This is a genomic window from Deltaproteobacteria bacterium, assembly GCA_029860075.1.
Lineage (GTDB): Bacteria > Desulfobacterota > JADFVX01 > JADFVX01 > JADFVX01 > JAOUBX01.
In genome coordinates, this window is record JAOUBX010000046.1 from 1 (window position 1) to 22,569 (window position 22,569).

Below are 22,569 nucleotides of genomic sequence, written 5' to 3' on the forward strand. Positions count from 1 at the left end.
CCATGACGGGATGACCAATCCCGTTGAAATGACGCCTGATCTGGTGAAAACGTCCTGTTTCAATAGTGACCAAAAGGGTTGATGTTCCCTTCTCATTATCATTGTCAATTACTTGATAGCTCGTTAATGCCTTTTTCCCGTCAAGGGGACTATCGATAATGCCTTCGTTTTCAGGGCGGCCCGCTACTTCAATTTTATAACTTTTGCCAATAGCGTTTTTCCGGAAAAGATATGACAGCTTTGATGCGGCTTTTTTATTGTGAGCTGCAAGGACGATTCCTGACGCTTCCCTGTCGAGACGGTGAAGGGGGTAAACTTCCCTTGACGGCTTAAAGAAGTGTTCGATAAACCTTATGAGAGAACAGTGGTCTCCATATTTTGTTCCCTGCGTCAGCATGCCCGGCGGCTTAAACCAGGCGCTGAAATCAGTGAGATCATATAAAAGCGAGGCTTGAAGCGGTTCTATTGCCAGAAGCGTTTCATCATAATAAAATTCAATGCGCTGTCCTTTGACCAACCTGGATTTGGCTCTTCTTACTCTCTTAAAAGGGCCTTTGTCTCTTTTCACGTGAAGAGCGCCTTTTTGCATGGCACCTTTTACCCTGATTTTGGAAAGACCACTCATCTCGACAAGAAAATCACAGATATTGTCATGGTCTTCATTATTTATTGTTTTTTTTATGCTTATTTTTTTCATGGAATAATTTTTTTTGATTTTTTATCGATGTCCACGGGGAATCTTTTAGATTTCTTAAATAGGGCGGACATTTTTACGATTATAATAAATGTCGGCATTCTAAATCAAAGTATAAGCCAAGTTTCTTTTTACAGGTTACTAAATGTGTGCTATACATTTAGTAAAGAGTTTTTTATTTTCTTTTGCATGCCGGCCATATTGTTTAACATAAATAGTTAGCCGGGGCCGCCTAAAAAATTTTAAGAAAATGAAAATTATTAATTCTATATCCGATTTATTTCTTAAGGTTAATATAGCCAGGAAAATCTTTCTTGGATATTTCTTTCTCCTGGCCCTTCTTGTCGTTATTTCTCTTTTTGCCCTTACCAACCTTAATAAGCTGAACAACCTGAACAGAAGTATACTTGAGACCGATGTGCCTGTCGTCGAGGCCTCGAAGGATATGATCGACGCCATGCTTTCACAGGAGCTTTATGCGCGCCGGTACGCCATTTTAAAAACCCCTGATATATTACGGGCTTTCTGGGAGAGAAACAGCGAGTTTAGGGAAAACCTCGACAAGATCAGGGCTGTTCCTGAGGATAGAGGGTATCCTCTTGATGAAATTGAAAAAATACATAATGAATATAACAAATTCCTCATTAATGATCTTGATTCTCTGGAAGATCCCACATCGGAAGAGGCGAAACAGTTTAATAGCAAGGCCAAGGAAAAAGAGGAAAAAATTATCACTCTTATCAAGCTTGTTGAAACGGATGCCGTGTCCGATCAAAGAAAAAAAACAGAAGCAACGGGATCTATCGGCGCTGTGGCCTTCAGGGTATCCGTCATTTTGTGTATCATGGGCTTTTTTATCTCCGTGCTGGCGGTAATGTTTGTGACCGTTAATATTTCAGGGGCCGTAAATAAACTGAAAGATGCCACCGAAAAAATTTCTGAAGGTAACTTTGACTATGTTCCCGATATTACAAACAGGGATGAAATAGGTGAATTGTCGGATGCCTTTGTGACTATGGCGAAACGGCTTAAAAAACTGGAAGAGATGTATATTGATACGAGCCCGCTGACACGGATGCCCGGAGGGATTGCTATAGAGAATATTATGAAAAAAAGGATCAAATTGAATGAACCTATTGCCTTTTGTCTCCTCGATCTTGACAGCTTTAAGGCTTATAACGACCACTACGGTTATGCAAAGGGTAATAAACTGATCATCAAAACAGCTGACATTGTCGATAAATTTGTGCAAAAATTTGGAAATGAAGAAGATTTTGCCGGACATATCGGTGGCGATGATTTTGTTATTATCAGCACACCTGATAAATTTACAGATATTTGCAGAAACATTATCGAAGCCTTTGACAAGATGGTCCCCTCTTTTTACGATGCCCAAGACAGGGAAAGAGGCTATATTGAAGGTTTGGACCGTCACGGAAATGAAAGACAATTTCCACTTGCCACTATTTCCATTGCCGTTGTTACCAATGTTACAAGGAAACTCAAAAACCATATTCAGTTCGGTGAAATAGCGGCAGAACTTAAGGAATATGCTAAATCACTAACGGGAAGTGTTTATGTAGTTGACCAGAGAAGGCAAAATGATGTAAAAGTAGAGGGAGAAGAAGAACTGGACAAGGCAGATTCAAACATTGTGAAACTATCGAGAAAGAGAGAAAAGAAAAAAGATGAAGTTTAACCTCATGGCCGGAATTTCATTAATTATAAGCCTTTCTTTTTTTCCGGCAGGTTGCGCCCCTGTTGTTTTGAAAAATTCCTACGGCAATTACTATGCCCGACTGGCTTCCGATAGATATGAAGGGGAGATTAACCGGCTAACGGCGTTGACCGATGAAAAGAGCCCCACTTTCAGACCTGATTCATACCTCTATCTCTCTTTCCTCTATTCGAGCTATAATAATCCAAAGAAAGATTACGCAATGGCCCTTAAAGCGATGGAAAGGTATATTTCCTTCGTTCCTGCCGGTTCCCGCAGCTTTGAAGTTCAAAACCTTCTCATCCTTTTAAGGGAAATAAACGGCGCCAAAGCAGAAGGCCTTGAGCAAATCAAGATAGAAAAAGTTAACCTTAAGAGTAAGGATGAAGCGCTTGCTAAAAAAGAAGGCAAAATCAAGGCGCTTGAAGAAACCATTAATCAACTCAATGAAACTATTGACAAGCTGAAAAACCTCGATATGGAACTGGAAAAAAAGCGAAAGAGTTTTCGTTAGCGCTTATGATTTACTGAACTATTCCCCTTTTCTTATTCTTTTAGTCCCACCCCTTTTTTCATTAGATACAAGTTTGAGCTAAAGAGTGCGATAATGAAAAGCATTGATATAATTAAGCCGAAAAAAACATTGACATCTGAAATACCAAGAAAACCATACCTGAAACCGTTGACCATGTAAAGTATGGGATTGAGCGTTGAAAGCCCCTGCCAGAATGGCGGCAGCAGGTCTATAGAGTAGAATACGCCGCCCAGGTATGTGAGCGGTGTCAGGATAAAGGTGGGCACAATGGATATGTCGTCAAACTTCTTTGCAAATATGCTGTTCATAAAACCGGCAAGTGAAAAGAGAATAGATGTGAGAATGATGTAAAGGAGAACAAAACCGGTATTATGAAGTTTTAAGGGGACAAACAGAAAGGACGTCATGGTGACCCCGGCGCCAACAATGAGACCTCTTGATACGCCTCCAAATATATAGCCCAGAATAATAATGTATTCAGGGGTAGGGGAGACCATAAGCTCTTCGACGGATTTGTGAAACTTGGTGCTGAAAAAAGATGAAACCACATTGGAGTATGAATTGGTAATGACGGCCATCATGACGAGGCCGGGAACGATAAACTGCATGTAGCTGTGGCCATCGATATCACTGATCTGTGATCCGATAAATTTACCGAAAATAACAAAATAAAGGACCATCATCATCATCGATGGGATGATGGTCTGGGGCCAGATTCGGGTAAAACGTACGATCTCTTTTCTTAAGATTGTCCTGAATGCCGTAAGTTTTTCTTTTTTCGTCATGCTTTCCCTACAAGATTCAAAAAGAGTTCCTCAAGCCGGCCGGATATGTTTCGCATACTTTTAATTTCTATATTTTGTTTGTTGAGTTCGATTATAAGCTCATTAATGCTCTGATCTCCGGAAATTTCGATTTTTAAAGAGGTACTGTCCAGCCTCTTTAGTTCATAGCCCTTAATTTTATTTATATTTTCACCGGGCTCCTTTGTGTGGAGTATAAAAGTCTCTTTCTCCAGCCTGGAAAGCAGTTTTTTGACAGACGTATTTTCTATAATTGCGCCCTTATCGATGATGGCAACATTTTTACAGAGTTTTTCAGCTTCTTCAAGGTAGTGCGTTGTAAGAATTATGGTGGTTCCCTTTTCATTCAGTTGAGACATAAAATTCCACATTTCCCGTCTTGTTTCCACATCAACGCCGGCCGTAGGTTCATCAAGGATTAAGAGTTTAGGTTCATGGATAAGGGCCCTTGCAATCATGAGCTTTCGTTTCATTCCACCTGAAAGGAAACGGGAGGGAGATTCTTTTTTATGCCACAAATCGAGTTTTTTTAAATAATATTCCGCCCTTTCGGAAGCTTTTTTGCGCGGGATTCCGTAATAACCGGCCTGATTGACGACAATGTCGAATACTTTTTCGAAAACGTTAAAATTGAACTCCTGGGGAACAAGGCCCAGGAAGGTCTTGGTAATGTGGCTCTCTTTATCAATTTCGCGGCCAAATATTTGAACACTGCCGCTCGTTTTGTTAATGAGACACGACATTATTCCGATGGTCGTTGATTTTCCCGCGCCATTTGGACCGAGCAAGGCAAAGAAGTCGCCTTTTTCCACATTAACAGAGATCCCCTTCAGGGCGGTTAAATTGTTAGGGTAAACCTTGATAAGGTCGGTTATTGAAAGCGCATACATACTATTAGACTTTTCCGTTTATAATATAGAGACAAATGAAGAGAAAAGCAATTGATTACAAAGGCAGGAAATCGCTTGCCGGGGTATGATTATTCGTCACATTCAGTGTTGAAAATTTCATCGAATATTTTGCCCGATTTTTTAAAAGCTTCCAGCACCTGGGGATCAAAATCATCGGGCCGGGTCCTTCCGTCTCCTTCAGTGATTATTTTTATAACGGTTTCATGGTGCAGATTAAGCTTGTAAGGCCTTTTGCTTCGGAGCGCATCATACTGGTCGGCTATATTTGTGATACGTCCCGATAAAGGGATTTCCTCACCTTTCAGGCCATCGGGGTATCCTGTGCCGTTCCATTTTTCATGATGTGTTTGCGCTATCTCTTCAGCCATTCTGAGGAAGGGAGATTGTGAGTCTCTCAAAATATTCGCTCCTATGGTGGTGTGGGATTTCATGACGGTCCATTCTGCTTCCGTAAGTTTTCCCTCTTTCAATAAAATGCCGTCAGGAATTCCCACTTTTCCAATGTCATGCATGGGGGAGGCATAATAAATTGTTTCTATAAAACTTTGATCCATTCCCAGCGCAATGGAAAGCTCTTTCGTGTAGAGGCTTATTCTTCTGATATGGGTGCCCGTTTCTTCATCCTTATATTCGGCTGCCATATTGAGCTTTTGAATTGTTTCAATATAGCTTCCCTTGACCTTGTTGTAAGTGCTGTCCAGTTCTTCATAGGCTTTATTAAGTTCCTGCATCCTTTTGCTGATTTCCTTCTCCAGGAGCTGATTATGATTGTTTATAAAATCATGATACTCCTTGATTTGCAGGTTGTTTCGAATGCGCAGCGCCAGTTCTTCCGTATCAAAAGGTTTTGTCAGGTAGTCATTGGCGCCTTTTTCTATGCCTGTTATTCTGTCCCTCTTATCGCCGAGGGCTGTAAGCATAATAACGGGTATCTGTCTCGTGCGATCCTCTTTTTTAAGTGTGCTCATTGCTTCAAAGCCGTTCATTACGGGCATCATGACATCCATAAGAATGAGGTCGGGCAGTTGGGACCGGGTCTGCTCAATCGCCTCGTGACCATTTCTTGCAATGATTACCTTGAAGCCAAGGCTGCCGCAAAGGTGCTCCAGGAGCCTTACATTCCGCTCTTCGTCATCGACGACAAGGATGGTGTTTTTTTTATCCATGTTTGTGCTATTCATTTTTAAAATCTCTTCCGGCCCAGGGTCGCAGAAAAATGATATAGAGTGTCAGAAAATATTTGCATAAGAGAGATTTAAAAAAATTATAAAATAATTATTTCTTAAAAGCAAAGGTTTCAAATTTTTTCCTGCAACTTCATAATTATTTGAAAAAAAAGATTATTTTCATGGAGTAAAGGCTTCATCCCTGTAAAACGGTTGTGCCCCAGGGAAGGACAGTCAACACATTTATTGTCATCATTTAACAGGTAAACCGTCGGACACGTGGCAGGATGTCTTCTGTTCGAAAGGGCTTGGCAATGAAATCAATTGCTCCCATTTGAAAGGATTTGTTTTTTGTTTCAATGTCCGGGTCACCGGTGATCACTATTACCGGAATATTTCTCGTATCGGGACGGGACATGATTTCCTCCAATAGCTGGAAGCCGTTGATTTCAGGTATTAGTATGTCAAGGAGGACAAGGTGAGGCGGGGTCTTCGATATAATTTTTTCCGCATCGGGAACGTTGAGGGCGATATCGATTTGAACATTGAGAGGTGAAAGTATTTTGCCTATACTGCGTGCGATAAACTCCTCGTCTTCAACGACTAATACCTTTGGTTTCTCATCGGGAAGTTTGGCATAAAAAGTGCTCCCCTTGCCGGGGTTTGTTTCAGCAGTCAGATCGCCGCCGTGGGCCAGCATGATATCTTTTGCCAGGGGGAGACCCAGGCCCGTTCCCGATTCATCTGCCGTTCCCTTTGTTGATGTCTTTTCTTCATACTTGAAAATATGCGCTATATAATCAGAGGGCATTCCAACGCCCGTATCTGAAACAGCAATCGTTGCCGGTTCCGAACCAGGGATAAAAACAGTGATACTGCCTCCCGTAGTGGAAAATTTTATTGCATTTGAGATGAGGTTTCTGATTACCTCGAAAAAGAGTTTTTCATCAGCATAAATTCTCTTGTTTTCTGCAATAGCATTGATCAGTGTAACGCCTTTTTTTGCAGCATGGCTGGAAAAATTATGAACCACTTGTTCCATCAGTTTTTTTGCGTCGAGAAAAGATTTTCGAGGTGTTAAATGGCCTGTTTTGAGACGGCTTACACTTAAAATTTCGTTGATGAGCGTTGTCATATCCTGGCATGATGCCATGGCTTCAGCGACGAACTTTTTTGTAGAGGTATCATCCTCAGCGTCTTCATAAAGGATTTGCAGATACCCCCATATGGCAGTAAGCGGCCCTTTCAGGTCGTGGGCGACGAGCGATACGAACTTGTCCTTTATTTCTGTTGCTTCTTCCGCTTTTTCTTTGGCTTCTATGAGGGCTTTCTCTGCGCTTCTTCGTTTTGAAATATCGGTAAAGAAGGCAAAGCCGAAGCTAAAGTTGTTTTCCGGGTTTCTTATAGCCGTAGCGCTGATAATCGTGGGTATGGAAGCGCCTTTCCTGGTTTTAAGATCAATTTCAAAATTGATCTGATCTTCTTTTTCAATTCGGGTAATATTTTCCAGAAAGAAACCTTGCTTGTCCTCATGCACCAGGCAGGACATATTTTTCCCCATAAATTTTTTGTTTTTATGGCCCAGCATTTTACAGATTGCATCGTTTGTATCTGTAATTTCGTAGTTTGAGTTAAATCTGCAATAACCTTCCATGGTCGTAGAAATAATGTTGCGGTGCATTTTTTCACTGTTCTTTAATGAGTCTTCCGCTTTTTTCTTTTCCGTAATATCCAGTATGATGCCGTCAGCCCGTTCCGTTTCTCCCATATCATTTGTCGTCACAGTACACTGGTTGAGCACCCAGATAATATTTCCCTTCTTATGTATTATTCGATGTTCAATGCGCTTGCTTTTTCCTTTTTTCATCAGATCTGAAAAAAAGTCAGCCACAAGCTCAACGTCTCCGGGGTGAACCATTTTTATCCATAGGTGAGAGTCCCTGGCGTATTCTTCGGGGCTGTAGCCTGTAATCTGCTCACATTGAGGACTGTGATATACCTGGGGTTTGTCCAGGCCGGCATACCTGATGCTGTATAAATAGCCATGAATGGATTGAACCAGTGTCCTGTAAGTTTCTTCACTTTTGGAAAGTCTTTCCTGGAAATGTTTCAAGGCGGTAACATCGAAGTAATTTAGAATGACATGGCTCACATCGTTGTTTTCATTAAAGATGGGGTGGGCATTAATTTCATAGAATGTGAGCGCTCCCTTAATGTCATAATGAAAATGCTCTTTTTTTTGGCTCTTTTTAGAACTTTTCACTTCTTCGATAAGGCACCGGTCGCCATCGAAGTGGCATGGCTGGTCTTTGCTGTGAAAAAATGAATGGCACTTTTCCTTTGTGGAGAAGGGATAAAAGTTCTTCGCTGCCTTGGATATGATGAGATCGTAAGTATTCGCATCGATGACGTAGAAGGGGGTTGGCATTGATTTAAAAATATTCTCTATTAATCCTTTGGGCAGGGCTTTGCTGCCTTTCCCCTCTTTTTCACTTTTAATAAACATTCTTTTTCTCACCCTTCAAATGTTGACGTGGCCCTTCCCCGGTGCCACTTATTATGATTCATATTGGTCCCGGATAATGGTTGCTTATTCTTTTTAAAGTTTAGCACAGGAAAAATAATGCGCAAGCTGGGAGGAGAATTGTCAGGTTCTTTTTGGTGGAAAAAAACAGGGGAAGCGATGGTCATTTTGGCGGGCATATATAAGGAATAATAAAGTCCTTTCAAGGCGGAAATTGTAGCCTCCTGCCTATCTCCGGGTAAAATTGTTAAGGCGGAAGGCGGTATTTTTCTTCATGAATTTTAAGTGCTTCCCGGCATAAGAAGTAGGAAAACAATAATCATTTTTACCTGGAATGGGGAAAAGTTGATTCATGCAATAAGGGGGGATACCGGGATGCTCATGTTATACCCTGGAAGGGTTGGAAAATTTTATTTGCCCTGCCGGCAACTTCCCCTGCCGGCCCCGGGTTTGCCTTTATTTGAGCGTCTTTTGATGGCAGCAGGCCTATACTTCATATGGCAGCCCTTGTCATCCTTAAAGAAGCAGCCTGAAAGAGGAATTTCATAAGCTGCATGTGTGGTGTGTTTTCAGCCTCTGTCTATTTCAAATTTGTCCATCCTGTAGAGGAGCGTATTACGGGTAATGCCGAGGTATCTTGCCGTTTTGCTCTGGTTTTTTTCACACTTTTCAAAGGCTTTGATGATAAGTTGCTTTTCCAGATCTTCCATGCTTAACCCGTCATCGGGAAGATCAATAAGAACCTTGCCGATCTTTTGGGGCCTTGATGTCAACCTGTCGGGAAGGTCTTCCGTTGTGATAATGCCTGTCTGGTTCATGACGACCATTCTTTCCAACAGGTTTTCAAGTTCCCTTACATTGCCGGGCCAGTGATAATCAATGAGAACCTTGATTGCCTTTTTGTCGATTTTTATCTTTTCTATATTGCTTTTTTTCGAATAATGACTAAGGAAGTGATCAACGAGGAGCGGAATATCGTCTTTTCTTTCCCTAAGCGGCGGAATTTTCAGCGGCACGACGCAGAGCCGGTAATAGAGGTCTTCCCTGAAGCCGCCCCGGGTTACCTCTTTTTCAAGGTCCCTGTTCGTGGCGGCAATAATGCGGACATCTACCTTAACAGGTTCGTTTCCCCCCACCTTGTCCAGGAATCCTTCCTGGAGAACCCTGAGAAGGTTTACCTGAAGGTGAGGTTTTAATTCCCCTATCTCGTCAAGGAAGAGCGTTCCCTTATCCGCCATTTCAAATTTCCCCTGCTTGTCACTTATGGCTCCCGTAAAGGAGCCCTTTTTGTGGCCGAAAAGTTCGGACTCAATAAGATTTTCAGGGAGGGCGCCGCAATTAATTGTGATAAAGGGCCTGTCTTTTCGCGGGCTGTTAAGATGTATCCCTCTGGCAAGAAGTTCCTTGCCTGTGCCGCTTTCTCCCAGGATAAGAACGGTGGCGTCTGATTTGGCGACCTGTGATGAGAGTCTGAAAATTTCATTAACCCTGGGGGAGGTGCCGATCATATTATCAAAACTGTATTTCTCTTTTACCATTTCCCTGAGATAGTTGTTTTCAACAAAGAGTTCACCGACTTCCAGGGCCTTTTCCACGGTGATCTTGAGTTCGGCCCTGTTAAAAGGCTTGGTAATATATTCAAAGGCGCCCAGTTTCATGGATTCGACAGCCGTATCGACGGCACCGAAAGCAGTAATAACGATGACCATGGCTTGTGGCGAGAGGCTTCTCATCTCCCTGATAAAATCAATGCCTCCCATACCGGGCATTTGCAGGTCCGTTATTACCAGGTCCGGCCCTTCTTCCCTAAAAATCTTCAGACCCTCTTTTCCATTGGTTGCCGACATAACAATATGCCCTTCTTCGGCCATATTGTATTCCAGGACGCGCCTCAGGCTGTCATCATCTTCAACGATAAGTATCTTTTTAGATTGCATTGCTGACCTCTTTAAATGGCAGTTTTATTATAAATGCGCTTCCCCCGGATTCCTTTTGCTTTACTTCAATCTCTCCTCCGTGGGCCCTGACGATCTGGAAGGTGATAGAAAGCCCGAGGCCTGTTCCTTCATCTTTGGTTGTAAAGAAGGGGTCAAAGAGCCTGGCAACATTTTCTTCGGCAATTCCGCTCCCGTTATCTGAAACGGAGATATAAAGCAAATCATTTTCCCGGCCCGTTGCCACTTCGATTTCCCCTTCCTCTTTAATGGACTGAATGGCGTTAAGGACGATATTGAGAAGGGCCTGTCTGATCTGTTCCGAATCAATGAGAATATCAGGCAGCTTGTCTGCCAGTTTTGTGCTGATGAGAATGTCTTCCTGCTCGGCCCGTTTTTCGACGAGACTTATTACAGAGCTGACAAGCCCGTTTATATTGCTTCCCCGCCTTTCGGGAGATGCAGGTTTGGCGTATTTTAGAAAATCGGAAATTTTGCGGTCAAGACGGTTAATCTCTTTTTTTATGATCTGGATGAATTCGTACTTTTTGCTATGCTCGTCAATTCCATCCTCGATAATTTCTATTCCACCTTTTATGGAGCCGAGGGGATTCCTTATTTCATGAGCCATGCCTGCTGAAAGCTGCCCCAGGGCGGAAAGCCTGTCTGCCATTCTTACCTGTTCAAATGAGTCCTGCAACTGCTGGTAGGCCGTTTTAAGTTCTATGGCTGCCTGTTCATATTTTCTTCTCTGCCGTTTTTCAAGGTCCGAGAGGATGCCTGTTACAATACCGATAAGATTAAACATCATCATTTCCGCATATTGGTTGAGTGTGTAAAAAGGGCGGTCAGGCCAGTGATAATGACCATGATGGGGATAGAGAAAAGTGGAAATAAGGGAAGTGATAAGCGCGCCCTTAAGTCCGAACCAGAAAGCTGCAAGAACGATGGGAATATAGTAGAGCCTCTGGTAAATATTGAGAAATATAGGCCCCTCGATGCTGCTGATATTGTGGAGAAGGGTAATAAGGAGAATAAAGGATGCGAGAATGGTTATGCGCCATTTAGTGTTCATAATTTAATCCGGCTCGAAAAATTAAGTGTGCTTCATATCAAGCAGATACTATCACGCGTAACAGGTTGATGTCAAAGCAAAATAATGATATTAGCTGAATGGGTGTTGCAAATGCAACACTCTGTGTTGCTTATATGGCAGGGGTTGGATGAAGACTGTTTTTATGGGAAGGCAGGGCGGGGGATTTTCCTGAATTTGGCTTTCTGTTCATCGGAGAGAAGATCGTCAGCTTTTCCCAGAAGCTGAAAATGGGCAAGTTCAAGTTTGGCTTTCAGGGAATAGACTTCTTTTACTTTTTTGATTATATTTTTTTTGTCCGTCATGTCGTCAATATTTGTAAGCACCGCTTCAAGCGCTTTTTCAGCGGTTTCAATTTCACTGCTAAGTTGAAGGCATGTTCTGGCGCAGGTCTTAAGTATTTCATTCAGCTTGTCAACCTGTTCCCGAGAAAGGCCGAGTGTTGTTTTATTATTCTTAAAAGCAGTAATGTAGCTTTTCATATAGCGCGTTCTTTTCATCCCTTTTTTTTCATAGCAGGGGGAGTTATTTTGAGCAGCAGGGGAGAGATTAAGTGAAGAAAGTATGATTGAAAGGACAAGAAAGGGAATGAATAAAATCTGTGAAAAGAGATTTTTTCTCATGGCTTATTCCTGAATATATTATTTAAGGCATAAAGGACACACAAAATGATTTGATTGTTTTTTTATCAATAAACCGGGAAGATAGCAAGAAAATTAAAGGAAATAGTTAGTTTTCATCGGTCAAGGGTGCTTTTTCGCAATCTCTGCGTCAATCTTCGGTTTTACTTGTGCCATGTACAGTTGTACAACTCGGCGCAAACCCTTGATTTCCTCGACCTTGCAAAAAATCCCTCTTTTCCGAATTGAAAACAAGGTTTAATTAATTATAGTTTCCGGATGGACACTAGTTAATGGAGCGTCTTAAAATTGACATGCCCGGGGAGTCATGTTAAATTCGTCACGAAAGGAAATGCCCCAATGAAAAAAGTCTCCCTGCTGCTCTTGGCAGCGCTCGTTTTTTTTAGTTATTCCCGGGAAGCAGCTGCAGATTTCTATAAATACAAAGATGAAAAAGGCCTTGTTCATCTGACCAATGATATCTCAACCATTCCGGAAAAGTTCAGGTCCCGTGTCAGGATAATAAAAGACGATGCCCTGGCGCAGGAAAAGGACGTTGATTTTTTTAAAAAAGAACAAATAATCAGGGATGTAAAAAAAACTGTCCACCTTGCCAGGGTGGAAGTTGAAAAGTTCTGGTGGCGCTGGATTGTGGATCCTGAAAGTGGAGCAACAAAAGCGCCGGTCATTATTGGCTGTTACTTGATTGCAGCTGTCGCTATGATGATTTTTATTCGCCGCCATTTAAGCGGCAGGCTATATAAAGTGGCTATGAAGGCGGTATTGGTTGGTTTTGCCGCCATTATAATTCTTACCTACTCTGCCCACAGGGGGCATAGGGCTTACCTTGAGTTTAAAAAATCTCCCCTCAGTGAGATGGCTGCGGAAGTGCTTGAAAAAAGAAGAGAATAAAAGCCCGGAAATAACTTTCCCTCAAGTTATTTCCGGGCTTCCTAATTATTTGAGACGGGGCTTAATTAATATGGACGGCAAAGGCCATCATGGTTTCAGTGGCCCTGATCCCTCTCGATTCACCCTGTTCAATGAAAATCATATTGCCGGCCTGAACTTCAAGCTCTTTTCCTTCAATAGTCATTACCCCTTTGCCGCTTACAATGTAAAAGACACCGGTTCCACTGGGGTGGGGCGGAATTAGCTGGCCCGGCTCCATGCAAATGAGGGGGACCTTGCACTGGGGCGTCATGCGAAGTATTTGCGGTGCAAACTGGTCTGAAAAGATAGCCTTTTCCATAAGATCGATAACTTCCATAGTAAATTCTCCAGATATTTTTTTGGCACAGTATAGTTTAGTCTTATGGACTTTGTCAAAGAATAGCCGGTAGCAAGCGGGAAATTCTTAAAAACCTTGCAGTTTTAGCCCTCCTGTACTAATATGACGGGTTTTGACAGGGTCTGTTTGCCGACGGTTGACATGTCAGGGTTTCGGCTTTATGGGCCTTTATATTTAAGGAGTAAAAAGCGTTGGATAAAATCGTAATTAAAGGTGGAGAACGGCTCCAGGGTGAAGTCAGGGTAAGCGGTTCCAAAAATGCCGCTCTTCCTCTTCTGGCGTCATCCATCCTGGCTGATGGAGAAAGCCGGATAAGAAATATTCCTCCATTGAATGATATTAAGACCATGCTTGCCCTTTTAAAAAGTATTGGTCTTAACGTTGCTTATAAAAATGAGGCAGTAAAAATTTCAGGGAAGGCCCATACTTTTGAGGCTCCCTACGAACTTGTAAAAACGATGCGGGCTTCCGCCCTTGTTCTCGGGCCCCTTCTGGCAAAATACGGCAGTGCCCGGGTTTCAATGCCCGGAGGTTGCGCCATTGGTGAGCGGCCCATCGATCTGCATCTGAAGGCGCTAAAGGCGATGGGTGCCGAAATCGAGCTTAAGCATGGCTATGTTATTGCCGGGGCGAAAAGGCTGAAAGGCGCCACTATTTATTTTGACATTATTACCGTTACGGGGACGGAAAATATCATGATGGCTGCAACCCTTGCGAAGGGAAAGACGGTCATTGAAAATGCCGCAAGAGAGCCGGAAGTGGTTGAACTGGCAAGGGCCTTGAAAGCAATGGGGGCAAAGATAGACGGCGAGGGGAGTGACGTAATTACCATTGAAGGCGTTAATGAACTGGGCCCTCTTGACTATCAGGTCATGCCCGACAGGATAGAGGCGGGCACATTGATGGCTGCCGCTGCTGCCACGAAGGGAAATGTGCTGATTAAAAATTGCGATCTTCCTTTCATGGAAGCGCTCATTTCGAAGATGAAGGCCGCCGGTATCGTTATCAGGGAAGAAGAGGGCGGTTTAAGGGTCATTGGTAAGAGGCGTTTGAAAAGTGTCGACATAAAGACCCTGCCTCACCCCGGTTTCCCGACGGACATGCAGGCCCAGATGATGGTGCTCATGTCCATAGCGAGCGGACTCAGCGTTATTTCGGAAACGGTATTTGAGAACCGTTTTATGCATGTCAGTGAATTAAGGCGCATGGGGGCTGACATTCATACCGAAGGCAGAAGCGCCATCATCAAGGGGAAAGAAAAACTTTCCGGCGCACAGGTGATGGCCACAGACCTTAGAGCCAGCGCCTCCCTGATTATTGCAGGCCTTGTTGCGGAAGGAACGACGGAAGTGTCACGCATATATCATCTTGACAGGGGCTATGACGGCCTTGAAAGAAAGCTGGCGGCGCTGGGCGCAAACATTGAGAGAGTAAAGGAAAAAAGGATTAGCAAATGAAGGATGTTTTAACTGTGGCGCTCCCCAAGGGGAGGATTCAGCATGATACGATGAAACTGCTCGAAGGCATCGGCATCAGCTGCGAAGAGATGAAAAAGGAATCGAGAAAGCTTATTTTCCAACTGCCGGAAGCGAAGATGCGCTTTATGGTTGTCAGGGCCAGTGACGTGCCTACTTACGTGGAATACGGCGCTGCCGATATGGGGGTTGTTGGAAAAGATGTTCTCATGGAGCAGGGAAAAAATATTTATGAGCCCCTCGATCTTAAAATCGGTTATTGCAGGATGGTTGTCGCCGAACCAAAGGTGCTCAGCGAGCAGGATAACCCTTCCGAATGGACCCATGTGAGGATTGCAACGAAGTTCCCCAATATTACGGAAGATTACTTCAGGAAGAAGGGAGTGCAGGTGGAACTGATCAAGCTCTATGGTTCCATCGAACTGGCGCCCCTTGTCGGTCTTTCGGAGCGCATTGTCGACCTTGTTTCATCGGGAGAAACGCTCAAACAGAACGGCCTTGTCGAGGTAGAGCAGATCATGGAAGTCACATCGAGACTCATCGTGAACAGGGCAAGCCTTAAGACGAGATATGAAAGGATAAACAGCCTTGTTGACAGGCTTAAGAGCCAGCTAGATAAAGAGGGGGCAAGGTAATGTCGTTCACTATAATAAAAACGGATGATTCCAGCTTTAAGGATATTTTTAGTGAAATACTAAGGCGGGGTTCTGCCGATACGAGGGATGCGGAAAAAGTGGTATCGCAAATACTCCTCAAGGTAAGAGAAGAAGGGGACAGGGCGCTTATTGAATATACCTCCCGCTTTGACAATCTTGACCTGACGCCTGACACGATGAGAGTGACGGAAAATGAGATCATCCGGGCCATTGATGCCATCGATGATGATGTGAGAAGGTCGCTGCAGGTGGCTGCAGACCGCATAAAGGCCTTTCACGAAAAACAGATGGAGAGCACCTGGACCTCGGAAGATGAAGAAGGTATCCTTCTCGGGCAAATGGTGAGACCGCTTGCCAGCGCGGGTCTCTACGTTCCCGGAGGCAAGGCGGCTTATCCCTCATCGGTGCTTATGAATGCCATTCCTGCCAAAGTGGCGGGCGTTAAAAAAATTGTCATGGTCGTTCCCACACCGGGGGGAGAGATAAATAACCATATTCTCGCTGCTGCAGGGATTGCCGGTATCGACTCTGTTTACAGGGTAGGCGGGGCGCAGGCCGTTGCCGCGCTGGCCTACGGAACGGAGACGATTCCAAAGGTTGATAAAATTGTGGGGCCCGGTAATATTTATGTAGCCACGGCAAAAAAGATGGTTTTCGGAGAAGTGGATATTGACATGATTGCCGGACCGAGTGAGGTGCTTATTATTTCCGACGGGAGCGGAGAAGCTTCACATATTGCTGCCGACATGCTTGCCCAGGCCGAGCATGACGAAATGGCCGCCTCAATTCTTATTACCACCTCTTCAGATTTTGCCGGGCAGGTTGCAGGTGAAGTGGAGAGGCAGCTCAATAAATTAAGCAGGCATCATATTGCCAGGGCTTCCATCAATAATCGTGGCTCTTTTATCGTTGCAAAAGACCTTGACCAGGCCTTCGCTCTTTCCAATGAGCTTGCTCCCGAACACCTGGAACTTGCCCTGGAGGCGCCTGACAGACATCTTGACAAGGTTGATAATGCGGGGGCCATTTTTATGGGCCACTTTACACCGGAAGCGCTTGGTGATTATGTGGCCGGACCGAATCATGTGCTTCCCACCGGTGGCTCGGCCAAATTCTTTTCACCGCTTGGGACTTACGACTTCATAAAGCGTTCCAGTATTCTTTCTTTTTCTGAAAACGCTTTTAAAAGAGTCGGTAAAGATGCCGAGCGTATTGCAGATGTTGAAGGTTTGGAGGCCCACGGCAATACGATCAGAATCCGGATGGGGGAAGAAATATAATAATGTTCGATCTTGAGAAACTGATAAGGCCCCAGGTGAGGGACCTCAAGGCCTATCATGTCAATGAGCCTTCAGTTGATGTAAAGCTTCATGCAAACGAGAGCCCCTGCAATCTTGATAAATCGGTTGTTGACAAGATAAGCGCAGAAATTCAAAGGATCGATTTCAACAGGTACCCCGACGCCGCATGTGAAGATGTAAGGAATATCCTTGCAGGGCAGCTCTCTGTAGAAAAAGACCAGATCCTGGCGGGCAACGGCTCTGATGAACTTATCCAGATGATAATCATGGCTTTTGGGGGACATGGTTCTCCTGTTATTATTCCTCACCCTACTTTTTCAATGTACAAAAACATCGCCTTTGCCATGGGTGAAGAGGTCAAGGTCATTCCCCTGGATGAGAATTTTGACCTGGACCGGGATGCTATGGTCAGTGAAGTAAAGAAGGGGCCTTCCATCACCTTCATCAGTTATCCCAATAACCCCACAGGCAACTGTTTTTCCGAAGAGACGATAAGAGATATCCTTGAGGCATCAAAGGGGATCGTGGTTATTGATGAGGCCTATTTTGATTACAGCAAAAAGTCATTCCTTGACAGCCTGGGCGCTTATCCCCATATGATTATCCTGCGCACACTTTCAAAGATCGGTATGGCATCGCTCAGGCTGGGTATTCTTATTGCCTCCCGGTCCATGGCCGACATTATTAACAGGGTAAGGCTTCCTTATAATATAGGATCGCTGCAGCAAAGAGCCGCCTGTATCGCCTTAAAAGAAAGAGAGAGAATTGATAGGGAAAGCAGTATCATTATTGAAGAACGGGAAAGAGTATTTGCAGAAATGAAAAAAATTGAAAATATCGATATTTTTAATTCTCACTCAAATTTTATTCTTTTCAGAATCGATAATGGAGGGAAAATTTTTGATAAACTGGTAAAAAAAGGTGTGCTTGTGAGAAACTTCGATAGCGAGGGACCTTTAAAGAATTGTTTGAGAGTAACCATGGGAACACCTCTTGAGAATGACATTTTTCTTAGCAATATCAAGAACATATAAATGTGATAAAGATTGAAAAAAATGTGGTAAAAAGTATTTGACATTAAGAATCAGTATGTTAGTATTAGTTGAAAGTCGATAATTATCTATTTTATTCATTATAAGGAGGGATTTATGAAGTTAAAGTCAGTATTGTTATATGCGTTTTTAGTCGCATTTCTGGCAGTATATTCAACGGGTTGCCAGACACCACCACCACCTGTGGAGGAGCCAGTTGTTGAGACACCCCCGCCAGCAGAGGAAGAAGTTGTCGAGGCGCCTGTTGTGGAGGAATACGTAGAACCACCGATGCCTGTGGAGGAGCCTGAAGCGCCTGTCGTTGAAAGCTATGATAAAACGGCACATGTTGTTGTAAAAGGTGAAAACCTCTGGACCATATCCGAATATGGCGATGTATACAGCGATCCTTTCCAGTGGCCTGTTATTTACAAGGCTAACAGGAATCAGATCAAGGATCCTGACCTTATCTACCCTAATCAGGAATTTGAAATTCCAAGGGACGTAAGCCAGGAGGAAATCGACGATGCTGTCCATGAAGCAAAAACAAGGGGCCCCTGGTCTCTCTGGGACGGCAAGTAAGATTTAACATACAAAGAATTAAGGGGCGGCAGGGTAAATCTGCCGCCCCTTTTTTTATATCTTTTTTACCTGTTAAGAGTTGTCGCAAATGGGGTTTCAGCCCTATTGGCCCCTATGCTTTCTCTTGATTTAGATGCTGAAAAGAGGGTAGTTTTTTTAGAGAAATCTGAAGAAACGGGAAGAATTTGGAATTAAAATTTAATCATTCAAAAGAGCTTACACTGGGTGTAGAGCTCGAGATCCAGTTGCTAAACGGGAAGAGCCTGGAGCTTGCCCCCGCCTCTAATGAAATACTCTCCATTGTCGGGAATTGCAACAGTTCGATCAAGCATGAACTTATGCTTTCTAATATTGAGGTTAATACAAAAGTATGCAATAACATGGCGCAAGTTCATGCCGATATGAGTGAAACCTTAAAAATTCTCGGTGAGGCCGCCCTTAAAAATGGAACAAAACTATCCATTGCCGGGAGTCACCCCTTTTCTCACTGGAAAGAACAGCTCATAACAGAAGATGAACGTTATGAAAGGCTTCTTAATAAACTGGCGATTATTGCAAGGCGCTTCAATATTTTCGGTCTTCATGTTCATGTCGGCATCGGTGATGGTAAAAAGTGCATGTATATTATGAACAGGTTGCTTTATTACCTCCCATACCTCCTGGCCATTTCATCAAACTCACCATTTTGGAATGGCTACGAAACAGGCCTTAAATCCTACAGAAGCAAGGTCTTTGAAACGCTGCCTACGGCAGGTCTTCCCTTTTACTTTAAGGACTGGGAAGACTATGCCTTTCTTGTTGATAAATATATTGCCACGGGGACAATAGAGACAATACGGGAAATATGGTGGGATGTAAGGCCACATCCCGATTTCGGGACCATTGAAGTTCGTATCTGTGACAGCCCTTCTTCCATAAAGGAAGTGATGGCAATAACAGCGCTTATTCAGGCCCTTGTTGCAAAGCTGGGTGATGATTATGAAAATGGAATTGCTATTCATAGTGCACCGCCATGGGTAATCAGGGAAAATAAATGGAGGGCAAGCCGTTATGGTCTCGATGGTACCTTTATTAGTGAAGATGCTTCTCAAACCATAGAGATAGGCCAGGCTCTAAGAGCACTTGTTAAAGAACTGCAAAGTTATGGAGAAAAGCTTCAATCTCTAAAGGAGCTGGATTATATCAATGAGATCATCAACATGGGTGATGGTGCTTCGAGGCAGCTGAACCTTTTTGCAGAGTCTCGCAATTTAAAGACTGTTGTAAACGGGCTTTCAACCAGTTTTATGGATGAAATTCTTTAAAAGGAAATATTATCAACCAATGAGAGGTGTAATCTCGGCTGGTCATAAACTGACTGCAGAAGCCGGTATAGAAATTTTAAAAGAGGGAGGTAACGCTTTTGATGCAGCAGTTGCCGCATCATTTGCTTCTTTTGTTTGTGAATCACCGCTTACCAGTATAGGTGGAGGCGGTTTTTTTATGGCCCACTCCAAAGAGGGGGAAACCCTTGTCTATGATTTTTTCCCCAATGCTCCGGGATTGGGAAAAAAACCTTCCTGTGATGACCTTGATTTTTACCCCATAGAGGTAGATTTTACAGGAACCATACAAGAGTTTCATGTTGGCAGAGGGGCTGCCGCTGTCCCCGGATGTATGGCCGGGCTAAATGCCGTAGTGGAAAAGCATTGCAGCCTGCCTCTTTCCGTCCTTCTTGCTCCTGCCATTGATTTTGCCCGCAACGGTATTATTATGAATGCCGAACAGGCTTACTTTAAGAAACTCCTCACGCCAATTCTCATGATCTCTCCCGATGCGAGAAAAGTTTATGCACCGGAGGGCGTTATGTTAAAAGAGGGAGAGACGGTGTTTAAGAAAGATATGGCCAACACTATGGAGTACCTTGCGAGAGAGGGTCTTCACATGTTTTACCGGGGAGATATTGCAAAAAAAATAGCAGCGGAATTTAGTGACGGCGGACTCATCAGGGAAGCTGATCTTGCAAACTATAAAGTCGAGGTAAGAAAGCCCGTAAAAACAAGCTACAGAGGAAGAGATATTTTTCTTAATCCGCCTCCATCGTCGTCAGGGGGGTGCCTAATTGCATTTTCATTAAAAATGCTGGAAAAAATTGATATTGCTTCCCTTGGCTTCGAGAGCGCTCAATATATGAGCCTCTTGTATGAGATGATGAGAGTTACCGATGATGCAAGGGGTGAGGATTTTGATCACAGAGTTTACGAAGAGGATATTATTGAAACCTTTCTTTCTCCCGAAAGGATAGAATCCTACAGAAAAAAGATGGCCCATGAAAGTAGTCTGCTTTTGGGTACAGAGAGACCGTCCACGGGAAATACAACGCACATCAGTGTTCTCGATGAGGCGGGTAATGCCGCCTCTGTGACCACCTCAAATGGTGAAGGCTGCGGTCATATGGTGACAGGCATGGGCATAATGTTAAACAACATGCTTGGTGAAGAGGATATTAATCCTCATGGATTTCATCAACATAAACCGGGAATGCGCATGTCTTCCATGATGACACCGACCATCGTCATGGATGGAAGAAGACCCGCAATCGTTATGGGAAGCGGAGGGAGCAACAGGATAAGAAATGCCATTTTACAGGTTATTATCAACCTTATTGATCACAAAATGGATATTAATAATGCCGTTAATTCGCCGAGAGTTCACTGGGACAAGAAATCTTTCCAGGTAGAGGCCGGTATAGCCAGCAAGTGCCTTCATATTCTAAAATCAACGGGAGTTTCACTCAACTGCTGGGAAGATAAAAATATGTATTTTGGTGGCGTCCATACTGTCGCATCTTTTGGAGATGAAGACGGACTATCAGGAGCCGGCGATCTAAGAAGGGGTGGTGTTTGTTTGTCAACAAAGGGGTGAAAGAGCTTTAATCCCGGCATTGTCCCCTTAGGAAATTGCGCCGATGTTCATCCCCCTTCAAGGGGGAGGTCAGGAGGGGAGGGAGCTTTTCCGAAGAATAGAAACTAATTTCCAAAAGGTATATTTATGCTCAATCAAATAAATAAAAAATCGGAAGAAATAAGGGAAAGACTCATCAATTTCAGGCGTGAAATGCATAAACGCCCCGAACTGAGCGGCCATGAAGAAAATACGGCTGCCTTTGTTGCCGGTGTGCTCGAAGCAAATGATATTGAGGTGAGGCGTAATGTCGGTGGTCACGGGGTTACAGGAGTGCTGAAAGGGGCAGGCGAGGGACCGGTTATTGCTTTTAGGGCTGATATGGATGCCCTTCCTATTCAGGACCGGAAAGAGACAGACTATGCTTCGCAAATACCGGGCATTATGCATGCTTGCGGCCATGACGTTCACACTGCCATACTTATGGGAACGGCAATCATTTTAGCCGGTATGAAAGAGAAACTCAAGGGAAGCCTTCTCTTTATCTTTCAGCCAGCAGAAGAGTCTATTTACGGTGCTGAAGCGATGATTAAAGACGGTGTACTTGAAGATCCCAAACCTGACGCCATTGTGGCCCTCCATTGCCTGCCTGAAATGGAGGTGGGCAAGGTCGGTGTTAAGGGAGGAATGATGACTGCCGCTGCCGATCTGGTAAGCATTACGGTGAAGGGGAAAAGCGGCCATGCATCGAGGCCGCATCAGACGGTGGATGCCGTTCTTGTCTCTTCCATGGTGATTAATGCAATACATCATATTATCAGCCGCAGAACTAATCCACTGCATCCGGCCGTTATTTCTATTGGAACGATCAACGGAGGGAGGGCGGAAAATATTGTTGCCGATCACGTTGAGATGAAAGGCACGGTGAGAACCCTCGACAGTTCGCTGAGAAAGAGAATGCCTGCACTTATTGAAGATGTTGTTCGGGGCATAACGTCTACCATGAGTGCTACCTATGAATTTGACTATAAATTTGAATGTCCTGCCGTTATTAATGATCATAGGCTAAATGATTTTCTGAAAGATTGCATCAATAACATAGTGGGTAAGGAAAATGTGATCGAGCTTGGTGAACCGATGATGGGTTCGGAAGATTTTGCCCTTTTCAGTGCAAGGGTGCCGGGCGTGCTTTTCAGGCTTGGTACGGGCAACATGGAAAAGGGGATTGATGCCCCGCTTCATAATCCGAAATTTGATGTTGATGAAGAAGCCATCATTATCGGTACGAGGATAATGGCCCATGTTGCTGCAAGTTATCTGTCGGGGAAAAAAGAACTTACCGCCTGAGGGAAT

20 protein-coding genes are annotated in these 22,569 nt (G+C 43.8%); 11 read left to right on the forward strand and 9 right to left on the reverse strand.

Going from position 1 to position 22,569, the window contains the following annotated elements:
* A partial coding sequence (locus tag OEV42_13520; protein MDH3975294.1) for a pseudouridine synthase occupies positions 1 to 697 on the reverse strand: 697 nt, incomplete at its 3' end.
* A gap of 247 nt (positions 698 to 944) precedes the next feature.
* On the opposite strand from OEV42_13520, the gene OEV42_13525 reads away from it, so the two are divergent.
* Positions 945 to 2,393, forward strand: a complete 1,449-nt coding sequence (locus tag OEV42_13525) for a diguanylate cyclase (protein ID MDH3975295.1) — start codon at positions 945 to 947, stop codon at positions 2,391 to 2,393.
* The gene (locus OEV42_13530; GenBank protein MDH3975296.1) at positions 2,383 to 2,925 is read left to right on the forward strand and encodes a hypothetical protein; all 543 of its coding nucleotides are present in this window, start codon (positions 2,383 to 2,385) and stop codon (positions 2,923 to 2,925) included. The genes OEV42_13525 and OEV42_13530 overlap by 11 nt, the downstream gene beginning before the upstream one ends.
* 32 nt (positions 2,926 to 2,957) lie before the next feature.
* Here the strand turns inward: OEV42_13530 and OEV42_13535 are convergent, their stop codons facing one another.
* The 7 genes from OEV42_13535 to OEV42_13565 all read right to left on the reverse strand — a co-directional run bounded on the left by OEV42_13535 (position 2,958) and on the right by OEV42_13565 (position 12,000).
* Positions 2,958 to 3,731, reverse strand: coding sequence for an ABC transporter permease (locus OEV42_13535; protein ID MDH3975297.1), 774 nt, complete (start codon positions 3,729 to 3,731; stop codon positions 2,958 to 2,960).
* On the reverse strand, positions 3,728 to 4,639 hold the full coding sequence (locus OEV42_13540; GenBank protein ID MDH3975298.1) for an ABC transporter ATP-binding protein: 912 nt from the start codon (positions 4,637 to 4,639) through the stop codon (positions 3,728 to 3,730). Before OEV42_13540 ends, OEV42_13535 begins: the two co-directional genes overlap by 4 nt.
* 89 nt (positions 4,640 to 4,728) lie before the next feature.
* Positions 4,729 to 5,826 (reverse strand): response regulator, encoded by a 1,098-nt coding sequence (locus OEV42_13545; protein ID MDH3975299.1) that lies wholly within the window; start codon positions 5,824 to 5,826, stop codon positions 4,729 to 4,731.
* Between the two features lie 256 nt (positions 5,827 to 6,082).
* Entirely contained in the window at positions 6,083 to 8,332 is a 2,250-nt protein-coding gene (locus OEV42_13550) for a PAS domain S-box protein (GenBank protein ID MDH3975300.1), read from the reverse strand.
* A gap of 587 nt (positions 8,333 to 8,919) precedes the next feature.
* The gene (locus tag OEV42_13555) at positions 8,920 to 10,287 is read right to left on the reverse strand and encodes a sigma-54 dependent transcriptional regulator (GenBank protein ID MDH3975301.1); all 1,368 of its coding nucleotides are present in this window, start codon (positions 10,285 to 10,287) and stop codon (positions 8,920 to 8,922) included.
* Positions 10,277 to 11,359: an ATP-binding protein gene (locus tag OEV42_13560; protein ID MDH3975302.1), complete on the reverse strand. Its 1,083-nt coding sequence runs from the start codon at positions 11,357 to 11,359 to the stop codon at positions 10,277 to 10,279. Before OEV42_13560 ends, OEV42_13555 begins: the two co-directional genes overlap by 11 nt.
* A gap of 161 nt (positions 11,360 to 11,520) precedes the next feature.
* The gene (locus tag OEV42_13565; protein MDH3975303.1) at positions 11,521 to 12,000 is read right to left on the reverse strand and encodes a hypothetical protein; all 480 of its coding nucleotides are present in this window, start codon (positions 11,998 to 12,000) and stop codon (positions 11,521 to 11,523) included.
* A gap of 357 nt (positions 12,001 to 12,357) precedes the next feature.
* Here OEV42_13565 and OEV42_13570 point away from each other — a divergent pair, with 357 nt between their 5' ends.
* Positions 12,358 to 12,909 carry a hypothetical protein gene (locus OEV42_13570; protein MDH3975304.1) on the forward strand — a complete coding sequence of 184 codons (552 nt, stop codon included), beginning with the start codon at positions 12,358 to 12,360 and terminating at the stop codon, positions 12,907 to 12,909.
* A 61-nt stretch (positions 12,910 to 12,970) separates the two neighbouring features.
* On the opposite strand, the gene OEV42_13575 is transcribed toward OEV42_13570, so the two are convergent.
* A complete protein-coding gene (locus OEV42_13575) occupies positions 12,971 to 13,267 on the reverse strand; it encodes a cupin domain-containing protein (protein MDH3975305.1) in 297 nt (98 codons plus the stop codon).
* 212 nt (positions 13,268 to 13,479) lie between these two features.
* Between OEV42_13575 and murA the strand changes: the two genes are divergently transcribed.
* The 8 genes from murA (at position 13,480) to OEV42_13615 (ending at position 22,563) form a co-directional block, all read left to right on the forward strand.
* Entirely contained in the window at positions 13,480 to 14,745 is a 1,266-nt protein-coding gene (murA, locus tag OEV42_13580; GenBank protein MDH3975306.1) for a UDP-N-acetylglucosamine 1-carboxyvinyltransferase, read from the forward strand.
* A complete protein-coding gene (gene hisG, locus OEV42_13585; GenBank protein MDH3975307.1) occupies positions 14,742 to 15,398 on the forward strand; it encodes an ATP phosphoribosyltransferase in 657 nt (218 codons plus the stop codon). The genes murA and hisG overlap by 4 nt, the downstream gene beginning before the upstream one ends.
* On the forward strand, positions 15,398 to 16,699 hold the full coding sequence (gene hisD, locus OEV42_13590) for a histidinol dehydrogenase (GenBank protein MDH3975308.1): 1,302 nt from the start codon (positions 15,398 to 15,400) through the stop codon (positions 16,697 to 16,699). Before hisG ends, hisD begins: the two co-directional genes overlap by 1 nt.
* Positions 16,700 to 16,701: 2 nt before the next feature.
* Entirely contained in the window at positions 16,702 to 17,754 is a 1,053-nt protein-coding gene (gene hisC / locus OEV42_13595) for a histidinol-phosphate transaminase (protein MDH3975309.1), read from the forward strand.
* A gap of 114 nt (positions 17,755 to 17,868) precedes the next feature.
* Positions 17,869 to 18,333, forward strand: coding sequence for a LysM peptidoglycan-binding domain-containing protein (locus OEV42_13600; protein ID MDH3975310.1), 465 nt, complete (start codon positions 17,869 to 17,871; stop codon positions 18,331 to 18,333).
* A 185-nt stretch (positions 18,334 to 18,518) separates the two neighbouring features.
* Positions 18,519 to 19,637, forward strand: coding sequence for a YbdK family carboxylate-amine ligase (locus tag OEV42_13605; GenBank protein MDH3975311.1), 1,119 nt, complete (start codon positions 18,519 to 18,521; stop codon positions 19,635 to 19,637).
* 19 nt (positions 19,638 to 19,656) lie between these two features.
* A complete protein-coding gene (ggt, locus tag OEV42_13610; protein MDH3975312.1) occupies positions 19,657 to 21,237 on the forward strand; it encodes a gamma-glutamyltransferase in 1,581 nt (526 codons plus the stop codon).
* Positions 21,238 to 21,363: 126 nt separating this feature from the next.
* Positions 21,364 to 22,563, forward strand: a complete 1,200-nt coding sequence (locus OEV42_13615) for a M20 family metallopeptidase (protein ID MDH3975313.1) — start codon at positions 21,364 to 21,366, stop codon at positions 22,561 to 22,563.
* Positions 22,564 to 22,569 lie beyond the last annotated feature (6 nt).

What these genes read in the sequence shown, in the direction of transcription:
- OEV42_13540 (MDH3975298.1), bottom strand. Translation starts at nt 4,639, where the DNA reads ATGTATGCGCTTTCAATAACCGACCTTATCAAGGTTTACCCTAACAAT.
- OEV42_13545 (MDH3975299.1), bottom strand. Translation starts at nt 5,826, where the DNA reads ATGGATAAAAAAAACACCATCCTTGTCGTCGATGACGAAGAGCGGAAT.
- OEV42_13555 (MDH3975301.1), bottom strand. Translation starts at nt 10,287, where the DNA reads ATGCAATCTAAAAAGATACTTATCGTTGAAGATGATGACAGCCTGAGG.
- OEV42_13600 (MDH3975310.1), top strand. Translation starts at nt 17,869, where the DNA reads ATGAAGTTAAAGTCAGTATTGTTATATGCGTTTTTAGTCGCATTTCTG.
- OEV42_13560 (MDH3975302.1), bottom strand. Translation starts at nt 11,359, where the DNA reads ATGAACACTAAATGGCGCATAACCATTCTCGCATCCTTTATTCTCCTT.
- OEV42_13535 (MDH3975297.1), bottom strand. Translation starts at nt 3,731, where the DNA reads ATGACGAAAAAAGAAAAACTTACGGCATTCAGGACAATCTTAAGAAAA.
- OEV42_13550 (MDH3975300.1), bottom strand. Translation starts at nt 8,332, where the DNA reads ATGTTTATTAAAAGTGAAAAAGAGGGGAAAGGCAGCAAAGCCCTGCCC.
- OEV42_13575 (MDH3975305.1), bottom strand. Translation starts at nt 13,267, where the DNA reads ATGGAAGTTATCGATCTTATGGAAAAGGCTATCTTTTCAGACCAGTTT.
- ggt (MDH3975312.1), top strand. Translation starts at nt 19,657, where the DNA reads ATGAGAGGTGTAATCTCGGCTGGTCATAAACTGACTGCAGAAGCCGGT.
- OEV42_13525 (MDH3975295.1), top strand. Translation starts at nt 945, where the DNA reads ATGAAAATTATTAATTCTATATCCGATTTATTTCTTAAGGTTAATATA.
- hisD (MDH3975308.1), top strand. Translation starts at nt 15,398, where the DNA reads ATGTCGTTCACTATAATAAAAACGGATGATTCCAGCTTTAAGGATATT.
- OEV42_13530 (MDH3975296.1), top strand. Translation starts at nt 2,383, where the DNA reads ATGAAGTTTAACCTCATGGCCGGAATTTCATTAATTATAAGCCTTTCT.
- hisG (MDH3975307.1), top strand. Translation starts at nt 14,742, where the DNA reads ATGAAGGATGTTTTAACTGTGGCGCTCCCCAAGGGGAGGATTCAGCAT.
- OEV42_13615 (MDH3975313.1), top strand. Translation starts at nt 21,364, where the DNA reads ATGCTCAATCAAATAAATAAAAAATCGGAAGAAATAAGGGAAAGACTC.
- OEV42_13570 (MDH3975304.1), top strand. Translation starts at nt 12,358, where the DNA reads ATGAAAAAAGTCTCCCTGCTGCTCTTGGCAGCGCTCGTTTTTTTTAGT.
- OEV42_13565 (MDH3975303.1), bottom strand. Translation starts at nt 12,000, where the DNA reads ATGAGAAAAAATCTCTTTTCACAGATTTTATTCATTCCCTTTCTTGTC.
- hisC (MDH3975309.1), top strand. Translation starts at nt 16,702, where the DNA reads ATGTTCGATCTTGAGAAACTGATAAGGCCCCAGGTGAGGGACCTCAAG.